At 67.2% G+C, this 12,265-nt stretch carries 17 protein-coding genes and 1 CRISPR repeat array (1 of these 18 running past the window's edge); all 17 genes read left to right on the top strand.

Annotated features, from left to right (window positions below):
- A CRISPR array of direct repeats spans positions 1-524; the repeat unit is 36 nt; unit sequence ATTGTAGCCGCTGGGGGATCGGGGTCCAGCCGCAAC (it extends 436 nt beyond the left edge of the window).
- A gap of 221 nt (positions 525-745) precedes the next feature.
- The 17 genes from H0B54_RS25530 (at position 746) to H0B54_RS25450 (ending at position 12,260) form a co-directional block, all read left to right on the top strand.
- Positions 746-1,084, top strand: a complete 339-nt coding sequence (locus H0B54_RS25530; protein ID WP_188262664.1) for a helix-turn-helix transcriptional regulator — start codon at positions 746-748, stop codon at positions 1,082-1,084.
- 217 nt (positions 1,085-1,301) lie between these two features.
- Positions 1,302-1,541 carry a helix-turn-helix transcriptional regulator gene (locus H0B54_RS25525; protein WP_188262663.1) on the top strand — a complete coding sequence of 80 codons (240 nt, stop codon included), beginning with the start codon at positions 1,302-1,304 and terminating at the stop codon, positions 1,539-1,541.
- Between the two features lie 217 nt (positions 1,542-1,758).
- Positions 1,759-2,091, top strand: coding sequence for a hypothetical protein (locus H0B54_RS25520; protein WP_188262662.1), 333 nt, complete (start codon positions 1,759-1,761; stop codon positions 2,089-2,091).
- An 8-nt stretch (positions 2,092-2,099) separates the two neighbouring features.
- Positions 2,100-2,774, top strand: a complete 675-nt coding sequence (locus H0B54_RS25515; protein WP_188262661.1) for a hypothetical protein — start codon at positions 2,100-2,102, stop codon at positions 2,772-2,774.
- Between the two features lie 4 nt (positions 2,775-2,778).
- Positions 2,779-3,087: a hypothetical protein gene (locus H0B54_RS25510; protein ID WP_188262660.1), complete on the top strand. Its 309-nt coding sequence runs from the start codon at positions 2,779-2,781 to the stop codon at positions 3,085-3,087.
- Positions 3,084-3,392 carry a hypothetical protein gene (locus tag H0B54_RS25505; protein ID WP_188262659.1) on the top strand — a complete coding sequence of 103 codons (309 nt, stop codon included), beginning with the start codon at positions 3,084-3,086 and terminating at the stop codon, positions 3,390-3,392. The genes H0B54_RS25510 and H0B54_RS25505 overlap by 4 nt, the downstream gene beginning before the upstream one ends.
- Before the next feature lie 3 nt (positions 3,393-3,395).
- Complete coding sequence (locus H0B54_RS25500) at positions 3,396-3,794, top strand: hypothetical protein (RefSeq protein WP_188262658.1); 399 nt, start codon at positions 3,396-3,398, stop codon at positions 3,792-3,794.
- Between the two features lie 11 nt (positions 3,795-3,805).
- Positions 3,806-4,900, top strand: coding sequence for a hypothetical protein (locus H0B54_RS25495; protein WP_211109550.1), 1,095 nt, complete (start codon positions 3,806-3,808; stop codon positions 4,898-4,900).
- Positions 4,901-4,910: 10 nt separating this feature from the next.
- A complete protein-coding gene (locus H0B54_RS25490) occupies positions 4,911-5,405 on the top strand; it encodes a hypothetical protein (protein ID WP_188262656.1) in 495 nt (164 codons plus the stop codon).
- 3 nt (positions 5,406-5,408) lie between these two features.
- Positions 5,409-6,236 carry a hypothetical protein gene (locus H0B54_RS25485; protein WP_188262655.1) on the top strand — a complete coding sequence of 276 codons (828 nt, stop codon included), beginning with the start codon at positions 5,409-5,411 and terminating at the stop codon, positions 6,234-6,236.
- Positions 6,237-6,367: 131 nt separating this feature from the next.
- A complete protein-coding gene (locus H0B54_RS25480; RefSeq protein WP_188262654.1) occupies positions 6,368-7,030 on the top strand; it encodes a hypothetical protein in 663 nt (220 codons plus the stop codon).
- Entirely contained in the window at positions 7,023-7,229 is a 207-nt protein-coding gene (locus tag H0B54_RS25475; protein WP_188262653.1) for a hypothetical protein, read from the top strand. Before H0B54_RS25480 ends, H0B54_RS25475 begins: the two co-directional genes overlap by 8 nt.
- Positions 7,222-7,635, top strand: a complete 414-nt coding sequence (locus H0B54_RS25470) for a hypothetical protein (RefSeq protein WP_188262652.1) — start codon at positions 7,222-7,224, stop codon at positions 7,633-7,635. Before H0B54_RS25475 ends, H0B54_RS25470 begins: the two co-directional genes overlap by 8 nt.
- A complete protein-coding gene (locus H0B54_RS25465; RefSeq protein WP_188262651.1) occupies positions 7,632-10,289 on the top strand; it encodes a DNA cytosine methyltransferase in 2,658 nt (885 codons plus the stop codon). The genes H0B54_RS25470 and H0B54_RS25465 overlap by 4 nt, the downstream gene beginning before the upstream one ends.
- Positions 10,286-10,519: a hypothetical protein gene (locus H0B54_RS25460; RefSeq protein WP_188262650.1), complete on the top strand. Its 234-nt coding sequence runs from the start codon at positions 10,286-10,288 to the stop codon at positions 10,517-10,519. Before H0B54_RS25465 ends, H0B54_RS25460 begins: the two co-directional genes overlap by 4 nt.
- Complete coding sequence (locus tag H0B54_RS25455; RefSeq protein ID WP_211109549.1) at positions 10,516-11,421, top strand: MmcB family DNA repair protein; 906 nt, start codon at positions 10,516-10,518, stop codon at positions 11,419-11,421. The genes H0B54_RS25460 and H0B54_RS25455 overlap by 4 nt, the downstream gene beginning before the upstream one ends.
- Complete coding sequence (locus tag H0B54_RS25450; RefSeq protein WP_211109548.1) at positions 11,418-12,260, top strand: SAM-dependent DNA methyltransferase; 843 nt, start codon at positions 11,418-11,420, stop codon at positions 12,258-12,260. The genes H0B54_RS25455 and H0B54_RS25450 overlap by 4 nt, the downstream gene beginning before the upstream one ends.
- The last annotated feature ends 5 nt before the right edge of the window (positions 12,261-12,265 follow it).

Below are 12,265 nucleotides of genomic sequence, written 5' to 3'. Positions count from 1 at the left end.
GAAGTGGTAGAGCAGGCGTCCGAGGAATTGTAGCCGCTGGGGGATCGGGGTCCAGCCGCAACTTGTCGAGGCCGTGCGCATCGCATTGAACAATTGTAGCCGCTGGGGGATCGGGGTCCAGCCGCAACCCCACCCAAAGAAACCCGCGCGTCTTGTCCATTGTAGCCGCTGGGGGATCGGGGTCCAGCCGCAACTGCGCTCAGCGCGGCGCGGGGGTGGCACGGATTGTAGCCGCTGGGGGATCGGGGTCCAGCCGCAACTTGTCGATCACCACATCCTCGCTGGCCCCGATTGTAGCCGCTGGGGGATCGGGGTCCAGCCGCAACGAAGCGGCTCGCATGCCCGTGGTCGACCCGATTGTAGCCGCTGGGGGATCGGGGTCCAGCCGCAACTCCACAGGAGGACGCCACCCGTCCCCATGCATTGTAGCCGCTGGGGGATCGGGGTCCAGCCGCAACCTGTCGGCTCGGGGATCGCCATGGTTGGCTATTGTAGCCGCTGGGGGATCGGGGTCCAGCCGCAACGACGCGCGCCGCATGGAGGGCTGAGCGTTGCGCCGTTGGTGCCTCCACTCGCGGCGCTTTCAGGCGGCCGTGCCAACATGCCGATGAACAGTGCGGGCTAGTGTTATCACGACGTGTTAATACCGGTTACGTTGTGTTGCCTTCGGTTAACCTATTTCGTCTTGACAGAAATAGCCCCTCCGATTTCCATGCCGAGGAATGCCTGTGCATGGAGATTCCCCATGGAAGCCGAAGTCGTGACCAACGACGATCTGGATCGGTTCGCGTACGAGGTCGGCATCCGTCTGGAGGCGGCCCGCATGACACTCGGTTTCCGGCCAGCGGAAATGTGCGAGCTGATGGGGTGTGCGAGGAATACCTACACGCAGTATATCCGCGGCGACTCGCAGATCGCGTCCTACAGGCTGAGGCCGATTGTCACGCGGGGCATCCCTAGCGACTACCTGCTGTTCGGCATCAAGGCGGCGGTGCCGGCCCATTTGCTTGAGACGCTGGAAGCCAACGAGATCCAAGCGCGCATCGACCGCGAGACCCCTACAAACAAGGGACGGCGGGGCTAAGGCCAGCCCTTTCCCACTTCTACCATTGTAGTTGACAGCATGCACCGTGCCGCCGTCCTGGCGGCGCGGCGCTTGTGCATGGCTAAGGCCGGCGGCCCCGCCGCGTTAGGGCGCCCCTGTTCAGGCTTTTTCTGCCACACAGAAAAAGCAGCTTGACGTTTTCTGTGCCACAGAAATACTACTGACGTAACGTCAGGAAACTTTCGCGGGCACACCAATGAGTGACACCTCTCGTATCCTCCGCTTCCCCGAGGTGCAGAAGCGCATCGGCGGCTACACGCGGATGCACGTCGACCGACTCGAGAAGAACGGCAAATTCCCGAAGCGGCTGCGAATCGGCGAGCGGGCCGTTGGCTGGCTCGAATCGGACATTGATTCCTGGATCGCCGATAAGGCTCAACGCCGTGGGCCGAAAAGCTCGAACAGCGGTGCTGCGCCGCATCAGGGGGCGGCGTGAGTGGCCGTCCTTCCCGGCCCGTGATCCCGGCTGCGCCGGAGGTCTCCGTCCTCCCGATCCTGGAGGAGGGTGGGCCGGACCTGCTGCTGAGCGCCGCGCAGGGCGAAGCGGTGCAAAGGGTGCAACACGCTTCACCCTTTTGCGCCAGCCACACCATTCCCCTGTCACAGGCCGCCGCCCATGGGCGCTGGCTTGATCTGGTCTGTGGGTGAGCGCCATGAACCGCATCACACGCATTCTCAGCGCGCTTTTCGACCGCGCGTGCACCCTGGCCTCCGCCGCGATGGCGATGATTCCATGGCGGCACATTGCGCGAATTTTCCGCGCGCTGCTCAACCTCGTGCTCGCCCTGATCTCTGCCGCGATGGCGATGGACCCATGGCGGTTCATTGGCTGGGTTGTGATCGCGATGGCGGTCACATTCGCGTTCTCTGGCAAGGACAAAATTGCAACCGGCGCGCAGTGCCTGGGCAGCCCAAAAGGCGGGATCACGCCCCGGCTCAATGCTGACGGTTCGCTGCGCGTCGTTCTCGTCACCTCGGTCGAGTGAGGCCGGGCATGCAGACGCAGCACGACAACGAAAAGGCCGACACCACCGTGCGGGTGCTCGCGGCCATGTCCAACCTGATCACTGAGCGCGGTTGGGTGGCCCCGACCGTCGAAGACGAAGCGTTCGGCCGCCTGCGCTGGTGGGGCTGCCCTTCGGCCCCGTTCACGCTTCATGGCGCCTTCGAGGTTGCCATGCGGCAGGTGTTCACCGACGCGCTGCCGATCTCGGCCTTCGGCCAGCAGAACGCGCTGGAGTGCCTGTCGGTCGCCGCGGGTGAGCCGGTGGCCGGCTGGGAAGCGGTTCCCAAGCGCGAGCAGTGGGAAGTGCTTCGTCTGCTGGATCTGGCCGGCGCGGTGGCCCGCGGCGCATCCATGCCGGGTGTGCCGGTCGCCAGCCACAGCATCAGCCTTGCCTGGGTGAAGCAGCGCCTGGACATCGACCACATCAACGGCGGTGTCACCCTTGGCGGTGCCAGCATCGGCACCTGCAAGTTCTCCAGGCAGCAGATTTTCAAAGACGGCATGAGCCGGGCCATCTCGAACTACGAAGTTGATGTCGTGGTCGAGGGCAAGAACATCAACGTTGCGACGCAGGATTATGCCTCGCTGCGACATTGGATGGCTGTTCGCATCACCGGAGTTCTTAGGGACGCGGCCAAGGCTGCCCAGAAAGCGGCGAGGTGATGCCATGGACACCACCTCCGATCCAAGAATCATAGACGTCATGACCCGCCTGCTGGGGCGGGTGCCGTCACCAACCGTCGTGGGCGTCATGGTGGCGTTCATGGAGAGCATCGAGGCGGACGGCGCGCTCAACGCCGACGACCTGTTCCAGCTCTCTGTGCTGGCTCCTTACGCGCTGGGCACGGCGACCGTTGAACTGTCGTGCCCGCTCCAAAGGGACGCGGTGCCCAAGCTGCTCGCCGAACGCCTCAGGGCTGTCCCCGGTGCAGTGGCGCAGTTCGGAACCCTCGTGGAAGGGGGTGGCCTCGCATGACGACGCGGCCCGCTCCCCCGCTGACCGAGCGCGCGGCCCAGAAGCTCGCGCTGGATTGGACCTGCGTCTCGCGCCGCCGGCCCTGGCAGGTCATGGAGGAGCTGCGCCGCATGCTGGGGCACCCGCCCCGGAAGGACCCGAGCAAGTTCCCGTGCCGGTGGGAACACGTCTACGTGACGATGTGGCCCTTGCTGATGGAATCGCCGACCTATGCCGAGCGCATACGGCGTGCCGTCAACGCGGCCAAGCGTCGGGAAAGCACAAGCCAGCCAGCCCGCGCCGCGCTGATGAAGGTGGCGGGGTAGGCCATGGCCGCGCTCGCCCCCGAGTTCGAGCTTTGCCGGGCCGCCGACGTCTTCCTGTTGGCTGCGCCGCGTGAAGCTGAGCGTGCCCGTGACCGGCTGGCGCTGGCCCTGCTGGCGCTGGATGGGCGCGCGATGACCAAGGATGTCCGGGTGCTGTGGGAAGCCGCTTCCCGGCGGCTGCTCGCCGAAGGCTCGGACGCCGACCTGCGCGAAGCCTTGCTTACCTACTGCGCCCCGTTCCGGCCCGTGCCGCGACAGACACCGCAGATCGTGCCTTTCCGGCCCGCGGCGAAACCGCCCCAGGCCGCCCGATCCCGATCCGGTGGGCGCCGTGCCCGCCATCCCACAACCACCTCGCCCTTCGTCGCGCGCTCTGCCGCAGCGATGGACGGCGGCCTGTGAAGGAGACGCCCGTGCGTACCGTGCGTATCACCACCTACCTCGAACCCATCGCGGCCATACCCGTGACGGCGCCGACCGACCCCCGTCCGGGAAGCATCCGGATACACGATTCCTCCATCGGCATCTGGGAGGAGGGGGTCAACGAGAAGGAGTTCCAGCGCCGCGTGTTCGGCCCGCTCATCCGGTTCTTACGCGATGACGGCTGGTCGGTGCGGGTCGATCAGAAGACCAAGAAGCACTACCGCCTCTTGAGCCCCCGCACCCGGCGCTGCCGGTTCGGCGACCTGGAAGCGATGCTCGAACTGCGCGGGCGGCACATCAGTTTCGAGATGTTCCAGAGCGTCGCAAACCGGAACGGCGGTCGGGGCGGTTTCGACAAGCTGGAACGCATGCCCTTCCTGCTCCGCATGCGGTGCATCGCGACGATGCGGAAGGTGACGACGTTCCTGCGCGCCCGGCACGGCTACTCGGTGGAGCTGCCCAGCGCCACCAGTTTGGAGCTTCAGCCCGGCGGCATGACGGCGCCCCAGTTTGTTGCGGCCAAGAATGCCGAGGACAAATGGCGTTTCAAGCAGGAACTGGGCCGAGCAGCCTGGGGGGGCGACTACGATCGCAAGAGCGCTGACGGCGTTCTTCTGGAGCACGGGCAACCCGTCTACCTGCTGGACCGTGCTGGCCGTTGGCTCCGCGGCACCGCCTTCTACAACATCAACAACATTTGGTGGGTGGCAACCGGACCCTACTCGGTCATCAGCAAATCGTGCTCGGAGCTGCGCACCACGCCTCCGGAAAACCTTCGCCGCAAGGCCAACCAGCACGAACGCCGGCACCGTCTTGAGCGGGAGCTGTCGAAGGCCACCACGTCGATGGACTTCCAGCGGGCCGCGCTGCTCAAGGGCATCTTGTTCGGCGACCAGCCCCTGTACCGGATCTGGGCGAAGGACAAGGAGGCTTGGTACAGGGCCTGCGCCCGCGGCTACACCTCCGACGCCGCGCAGGCCGGTCTTTACACTGAGGATGAAGCCCGGCGGCAGGTTGGCAGCTCGAATGAGCTGACCATGGTCCCCGCCGGCAACAAGCCCTCCCGTCTCCGTCGTGCGGCGTGAGGGGGCGACCATGAACGAGACCTTCATTCGACCTGGTGTGATGGCCTTCGCGCTCTTGATGGAGCGGGAAATGCGGATCAACGACGCCAAGCGCGGCGGTGACGGCTGGCTGCGCTGCGGCCCCGCCGACGTGGAACGGCTCGCGCAAGGGGTGACGCGCGATGCGGCCAAGCTGCTGCTCGCTGCCCACGAGGGCGACCTTGCCAAGGTGGAGGAGCAGATCGCCGACACGGCGAACATGCTGATGATGGTGGCGCACGCCGCCGGGTGCCTTCGTGTCGCGGCGGGGTCTACGCCGCCGGCCGGTGCTGCCACCTACGAGGTGGTGCCGGCGGAAGGCCACATCGACGCGGCGCTGGTCAACCGCAACGGCAAAGGGGTCCTGGTCACCAACATCGGGTCGGACCACCCGGAGCGACACAACCAGCTCGCGAGAGCCTTGGCCGTGGTGCTGGCGCGGCCCGATGTCGACGCGGCTGTCGCCGCCCTGATCGGGGAGGGCTGAACAATGTCCTTCTCTCCCTCGAATACGATCTACTTGGCGGACGGCCGGTACCCCATGTGCCGGGCATGCGGCGTGGTTGGTCAGGTCAACCCGCGCTGCCCGAAATGCGTGGTCGGCTGGTCCTGGCTGCCCTGGCCGACGCGGAAGCGTCTGCTCGACCTGCACGCCTCCGGCAACACCAGCGACGCCGTCGCCCTGGCCGAGATGCATCTGCATGACGCGCTGGCCGCGGTTGATGAGCTGGTCGGGAAGGACTGGCAGGCCAAGCTGCGCATGCACCGCGCGGCTGAGGAGTGGCGCCAAGAATGGGACCTGCGCGGCTGGCACCGTGACGAGGATCGCAGGGAGCGGCGCGCGAGGTTCAGCGCCGTCCTCCGCGAATGGTGCCGGTGTGAGGACAACCACAGCCTCAACCGGTTCGAGCGCTTCGCCTACGGAATGAAGGCGCTGATCTGCTTGGCGCTCGGGCTTCGCTTCCAGCCACGGCCGGCTCACGGCATCCGGTTCCAGTACGTGGACAAAGACACCGGCGGGCCGGCGGAGGTTACCGTCATGTGGCCGAAGCGCGCTCCGTTCCCGCGGCGCCCCCGGATTGTCACCTGCGACATTCCCCTTCGCTGGAACTGGAAGCCGATGAGCCGCAAGGCGGCCGAGAAGGAAGCGGCTGGGCGCGCATGCTTCTACGACGGCTGGCAGATCGAGTTCATCGACTGCGGCACGATCTCCAGCCACTCCGACGGCTCCGGCTGGGAAGCCTCCTGGATCTCTGTTCCCCACGGATGGACGCGGTGGGGATACCGCGTGCATTCCGATGGCGACAGCTACCTGTGACGGAGGGACAGACCATGACCTCCGGTAACAACCGCGCCCGCACGCATAAGGGACTGCTGTTCGGGCTGCTCCTCGGCTTCTGGATCGGTGTCGCGCTGTCCTACGCGCCTCGCCTGTGGGGGGCCTGATCCATGCGCGATATTCCCATCATTTTCAGCGCGCCGATGATCCGGGCCTTGCTCGACGGGCGCAAGACGCAGACGCGCCGCCTCATCAAGAAGGGCGCGGCCCTTAACGCCTTGAGCGTATTCGGTCCATCGTTCCTTCTGCTGCCGGGCAACGTTGACCTGATCCGTTACGCGGTCGGCGACCGGCTGTGGGTGCGGGAGAGCGGCTGTCGGACCAAGGGTCTTCTCGCCGGGCGGGGGGACATCTTCCGTCATGACGTGCCGGCTACCCCGGAGCGCGGCGACTACTGGTGCGAGACGGAGCGCGGCCCCGGCTCCACCTACAGCGTCGCGGGCTGCTCGCGACAGGCTCACCTGAATGGGGGCGCGAAGGTGTGCCCCTCCATCCACATGCCTCGCTGGGCCAGCCGGCTCACGCTGGTGGTGGAGCAGGTGCGGGTCGAGCGGCTTCAGGACATCAGCGAGGCGGACGCTATCGCCGAGGGGTGCCCGGCCCAAACGGACGAAGAACTGGCCGGCATGGAGGCGCGCGGCTGGTTCCGTGACCTGTGGGGCAGCATCAACGGACCCGGCGCCTGGGACGCCAACCCCTGGGTGGTCGCCCCGTCCTTCGCGGTCCACCGCAAGAACATTGACCTGCTGAACGGGGAGGCCGCCCATGGCTGACCTGGACTTGGACGAGCGGGCGCAGAAGCTGCTGCTGAGGATCTACCGCGGAGGCAGCCTGTCCTTTCATGAGCGTGTCTCTGCCGCCGCCCGCCTCCTGAAGAAGGGCGGATACGTCACAGTCGCCACCGAGGGTTCCCTGCTGACCACGCGCGGCGTGACCACCGCCCGCTCGCTGGCGGAGGCGCCCCATGGCTGAAACCACCGCACACAAAGCATTTAAACGCTCTACGCTGGACGGCGCTGCATCCGCTTCCGGCCCCGTGGAGGGGCGAGCGGTGCGGACTTCCTACGCACCGTGCCCCTGCCGCGCCTGTGGCGTGACCTACACGCCCCGTCATCTCGAACAGGAATTCTGTTCCCCGGCCTGCCGGAAGGACTGGAACAACCTCGCCATCCAGCGCGGGTTCCAAGCTTACGAGCTGCTCACGGAGTGGCGGGTGGGCCGGCGGCTGAACCTGATTTCCGCCTTGTGCGCCCTGGTCCGCGACTGGCGGGCCGATGACCGGAAGGCGGGCCGCGTCTGGCGCGCCCGGATCTACAACCCCAACACCGGAAGGCGGCACATGCCCAAGCCCCGCCAAGCTGCGAGGGCCGCAGCATGAGCATGCTCCACACCGACGCTGTCACCATCTCCCGTGCTGCGGCCCCCGTCGACAAGACGCGCCCGGCTGCCCAGCGGCGGAAGAAGCCGCTTCTGGTCGCCGATCTGTTCTGCGGCGCTGGCGGCTCCAGCACCGGGGCGCAGAAGGCACTCCGCGCGCTGGGTTTCTTCATGTCCCTGGTCGCGGTCAACCACTGGCCGGTCGCCATCGAGACGCACAGCCGGAACCACCCCGAGGCCCGGCACTACTGCGTCAACCTGGACGCGGCCCGTCCGGTGGAGCTGGTGCCCGAGGGCTATCTGGACCTGCTGATGGCTTCCCCGGAATGCACGCACCACAGCCGGGCGCGCGGCGGCAAGCCGATGAACGACCAGAGCCGCATGTCGGCCAGCCACATCATCCGGTGGTGCACCGACCTCCGGGTGAAGACGGTCCTCATCGAAAACGTGCCTGAGTGGGAGGAATGGGGTCCTCTCAACGCGAAGACCAATCGCCCGGTGAAGTCCCGGCAGGGCGAGTATTTCCGGGCCTTCGTCGCCCACATGAGGGCCATCGGCTACCGGGTCGAATGGCGCATCCTCAACGCCGCGGATTATGGCGATGCGACCACCCGCAAGCGCCTGTTCATGATCTGCCGGGCCGACCGGAAGCCCATCCTCTGGCCGGAGCCGACGCACTCGAAGGACGGCGAAAGCACCCTGTTCGGGACGCGGCGGAAGTGGCGATCGGCACGGACGATCATCAACTGGAAGCGCCGCGGTCAGAGCATTTTCGACCGCCCGCGGCCCCTCGCGCCGAAGACCCTGGAACGGATCATGGCCGGGTCCACCAAGTTCCGGTGGCCCGCGCCCTACACGCTCGCCCTTCAGCGCGCCCTCTATGAATCGCTGACCTTCTACATCAGCCGCGCCGAAACCTTCCTGGCTGCTCCGCTGCCGGCGGACGAGAAGGGCCGGGCCAAGGCGCAGAAGCGGCAGGCGACTGAGAAGCGCTTCCTGGCCTATGCCAAGGAGCGGCTGGAGCGGCTGACCACGGAAATGACCGCGGGGCCGGCTGCCGGCGGCGACCGGGCGCAGCCGATGATGGTTGTGCTGCGGCAGCACATGGACGGGCGGAGCCTGGACGAACCCATTCCCACCGTGTCCGCGGGCGGCACGCATGTCGGCATCGCCGAGCCGGCGGCCTTCGTGCTGAACCGGCACGGGGACAACGGCGCCCACAACCGGGCCAGCAGCGCCGACGAACCCATGCCCACGGCCACCGCTTCGGGTGCGGGCTACATCGTCCAGGCGACCGAGGCCGAGGCGTTCACCTGTGCCAACCGCACCAACAACCGTCCGCAGAGCGTGGACGGGCCGATCCCGAGCATCGTCACCTCCGGCAGCATCTTCATGGTGGAACCGGTGTCCGATCTGCCGGCCTTCGTGCTGGCACAGGGGGCGACGGGCGCGCCGCGGGACGTGGCCGATCCGCTTCCCACCATCGTCGGCGCCGGGGCAATCAGCTGCCTGGAGCCGGTGTTGATCACCGTGACCGGCGGCGACAAGCCGAAGGCTGCCCGCGATGTGGACGAGCCGCTCGGGACGATCACGACGCACAACGGCGTGGGCATCGCCGAGGCGTTCACCTTCCCGGTCAACCAGGGACACGACCGCAAGCGCGGCCATCGCTCTGTTGCCGATCCGCTGCCGACGATCCTGACGCGCGAATCCCTTGGCGTTGTCGAACCCTGCATCGTGGTGATGAAGGGCCGCTCCAACGCGGCATCGGTGGATGCGCCGATGCCGACAGCGACCGCGCATGCTCGCCATCTGGGCGTTGCTGAGGGAACCGCCGAACCGCTGATCGCTCCTTACTATGGGAAGGGTAGCGGCGAGACCTGCTCGGGCGTCGATACGCCGCTCCCCACCGTGACGGCCAAGGCCCGGTTCGGCATGGTCGAACCACATGCCGACGCCTTTGTGGTTTCGACCCGGCATGGAAAGGAAGGCGCCGGCCCCGCTCCCCGCTCGGTCGGCCAGCCGGTGCCAACGATCACGGCCGGCGGCAGTCAGCCCTGTGTGGTGGAGCCGACCGCTGAAGCCTTCCTCGTGCCGCATTTCGGCGAGCGGGAAGGGCAGGCGCCGCGCAACCACAGCGTCGAAGTGCCCTTGCCAACGGTCACCAGTCAGGGCGCTGGATCGTTGGTCGAGGCTGAAGCCCAGCCGGTCATCGTCCAGTTCGACCAGACGGGCCGCGTCGGCGGGCATTTCCGCTCGGTGGACGAGCCGACCTTCACGGTGGTGACCAAGCAGAACCAAGCGCTGGTGCAGGCCCTGGCTCGGGAAATCGCCAACGACAACGCGCTGCGCAAAGCCGCATTCCAAGGCCGCCTCGTGGTGGTCGACGGCGAGGCGCGGATCATCGACATCCTGTTCCGCATGCTCGACCCGCTGGAGCTGGCCCGCGCCATGGGCTTCAGCGACGAGGAGGCGACCTACGAGTTCGTGGGCACCGCCACCGAGGTCACGAAGCAGATCGGGAACGCGGTTCCGGTCAACACCGCCTGTGCGCTGGTGACGGCGATCTTCGGTGGCGGCGCCGAGGTCGAGAACGACAACACCAGCCGTTCCTCGCGCTCCCCGAAGGCGCCCGACATGAGGGCCGCCGCATGACCGCCACTCACGATCCCGCCGCGTGGCTCCGCGCCCGCGCCCGGCAGGCCCGTCGAGACGAGCCAACCAACCATACCCGCGCGCTCGTGCTGGAAGATGCCGCCGACGCTTGGGAGCGCGACGTTGCGCGTGATCGCGCCGCGAGCAAGCGAGCCCGCGTTCAGGCCCTGCGCGACGCCCAACACAACTTGCTGGCTCCGCCGGCCAACGAAGCCGAGTGCACCCCATGACTGACCTGCTGTCGCCCATCGAGTGGAAGCACGATGCGCTGGCCGATGATCTGGCCGCGCATCTGGCCGGGGATCGCCTGATCTTCACCAACATGCAGCTCGGCCCGTCCGGGAGCGTGCGGCCCGATGTCTACGCGATCCCCATGGTCTACTCGCGGTTCACGCCGCTGGCCTACGAATGCAAGGTCAGCGTCGCCGACTTCCGCGCCGACGTCACCAGTGGGAAGTGGCAGAGCTATCTTCCCTATGCCTCCCAGGTGATTTTCGCCGTGCCGGTCGGTCTCGTCGGGAAGGATGCGATTCCGCCCGGCTGCGGTCTCATGGTCCGTGGACCGAACGGGTGGCGGACGCTCAAGGCGCCGACCCTGCGGCCCATCGAGAACCTCCCCCTGGAGGTGTGGCAAAAGCTGCTGTTCGACGCGTTGGGGCGGTTGGAGGAGCGCCGCAGGCTGCAACCGCGGATCGCCCATGACTGGAAGGCCCGTGACGTGCTGGCGCGGGAGGTCGGTAAGGACGTGGCGGCGGTGTTCCAGCGCCGCGAGGAAATCGCCAAGGCTGCGGAAGAGATATTCAAGCTCCTCGGGAAGGCACGGCCTCACTCGTTCGGGAAGGGCGAGAGCTATCGCGATGAAATCTGGCACGTCCGCGAACTCGCCCATGCGGTGAAGCAGGCGATTGAGGTGTGGACCGCGCTGGCTGGGGTGCTCGGCATCGAATCCGATTGGCCGGATTACCTGGATGTGCAGCGGGTCCAGACGGCCATCAACAAGCTCAACCCGCTGGCGAACGCGAAGACCGTCCGCGAGGCGTTGGACCAGATCGGGAGGGCGCTGGAGCGAGCGCAGCGGGACCTTCTTCCTGATGCGGCGGCCGACGCGCCAAAGAACGGCGGTGCTCAATGAGCCAGAACCGTTCCCATGCCGTCATGGCCCAGCGGGCGGAGCCGCGCGATAGCCTGGACGATTTCCCGACGCCGCCCTGGGGCACCCGCGCCCTGTGCGTGCACACCCTTCCGCAACTCGGCATCACCCAGGAGGGCATGGCTAATCTGGAGGTGCACGAGCCGGCGGCCAACCGTGGGCACATGGTGCGGGCGCTGCGGGAATCCTTCGGCACGGTGCACGCCAGCGATGTGCACGACTACGGCACTGGCTTCGAGGTGGACGACTTCCTGCTGCCGGGGCTGGCGTCCCGGCGGGCGGACCTGATCATCACCAACCCGCCGTTTCGCCTCGCCACCGCCTTCGTGCGGCGAGCGATGCAGGTTTCCCGCTTCGGCTGCGCTGTGCTCGTGCGCGGGACCTGGATGGAGAGCAACGAGCGCTACCAGCTGTTCAGCGAGACCCCGCCGACGCTGATCGCGCAGTTCGTGGAACGCCTGCCGATGATCGAGGGCTATGTGGCCCGCGAGGCGTCCAGCGCTACGGCCTATGCCTGGGTCATCTTTCTGCACGGCCAGACGGACACGCGCTGGCGGCACATCCCCCCGTGCCGCCGCCAACTGGAGCGCGCCGACGACTACCCGGAATGGGCCGAGCAGGCGCGGCTGCTGAGCGAAGGGCAACTGGGCAGGCTCCTGGGCCGCTACGTCCTGGAGGGTCCGAAGCCCATCATGCCCGAAGCGGTGATCCTAGCCGAGCTTGACCGCCGCTGCGGAGCGCCGCGTTCGATGGCAACCGCAGCTGGCCCGGTCGAGTTCGAGCTTGAGCCCCGGAATCACTCCACCCAGGGCGAGGTGTAAGCGCG

It is taken from the genome of Azospirillum tabaci (genome assembly GCF_014596085.1).
Lineage (GTDB): Bacteria > Pseudomonadota > Alphaproteobacteria > Azospirillales > Azospirillaceae > Azospirillum > Azospirillum tabaci.
Note: the sequence above shows the minus strand (reverse complement) of the source record. Positions and strands in the feature narration are given on the sequence as shown.

Bases quoted from the DNA above. Each gene is read 5' to 3' on its own strand.
- H0B54_RS25490 (WP_188262656.1), top strand. From the start codon at position 4,911: ATGAACGAGACCTTCATTCGACCTGGTGTGATGGCCTTCGCGCTCTTG.
- H0B54_RS25460 (WP_188262650.1), top strand. From the start codon at position 10,286: ATGACCGCCACTCACGATCCCGCCGCGTGGCTCCGCGCCCGCGCCCGG.
- H0B54_RS25465 (WP_188262651.1), top strand. From the start codon at position 7,632: ATGAGCATGCTCCACACCGACGCTGTCACCATCTCCCGTGCTGCGGCC.
- H0B54_RS25450 (WP_211109548.1), top strand. From the start codon at position 11,418: ATGAGCCAGAACCGTTCCCATGCCGTCATGGCCCAGCGGGCGGAGCCG.
- H0B54_RS25525 (WP_188262663.1), top strand. From the start codon at position 1,302: ATGAGTGACACCTCTCGTATCCTCCGCTTCCCCGAGGTGCAGAAGCGC.
- H0B54_RS25505 (WP_188262659.1), top strand. From the start codon at position 3,084: ATGACGACGCGGCCCGCTCCCCCGCTGACCGAGCGCGCGGCCCAGAAG.
- H0B54_RS25475 (WP_188262653.1), top strand. From the start codon at position 7,023: ATGGCTGACCTGGACTTGGACGAGCGGGCGCAGAAGCTGCTGCTGAGG.
- H0B54_RS25520 (WP_188262662.1), top strand. From the start codon at position 1,759: ATGAACCGCATCACACGCATTCTCAGCGCGCTTTTCGACCGCGCGTGC.
- H0B54_RS25530 (WP_188262664.1), top strand. From the start codon at position 746: ATGGAAGCCGAAGTCGTGACCAACGACGATCTGGATCGGTTCGCGTAC.
- H0B54_RS25470 (WP_188262652.1), top strand. From the start codon at position 7,222: ATGGCTGAAACCACCGCACACAAAGCATTTAAACGCTCTACGCTGGAC.
- H0B54_RS25510 (WP_188262660.1), top strand. From the start codon at position 2,779: ATGGACACCACCTCCGATCCAAGAATCATAGACGTCATGACCCGCCTG.
- H0B54_RS25515 (WP_188262661.1), top strand. From the start codon at position 2,100: ATGCAGACGCAGCACGACAACGAAAAGGCCGACACCACCGTGCGGGTG.
- H0B54_RS25480 (WP_188262654.1), top strand. From the start codon at position 6,368: ATGCGCGATATTCCCATCATTTTCAGCGCGCCGATGATCCGGGCCTTG.
- H0B54_RS25455 (WP_211109549.1), top strand. From the start codon at position 10,516: ATGACTGACCTGCTGTCGCCCATCGAGTGGAAGCACGATGCGCTGGCC.
- H0B54_RS25500 (WP_188262658.1), top strand. From the start codon at position 3,396: ATGGCCGCGCTCGCCCCCGAGTTCGAGCTTTGCCGGGCCGCCGACGTC.
- H0B54_RS25485 (WP_188262655.1), top strand. From the start codon at position 5,409: ATGTCCTTCTCTCCCTCGAATACGATCTACTTGGCGGACGGCCGGTAC.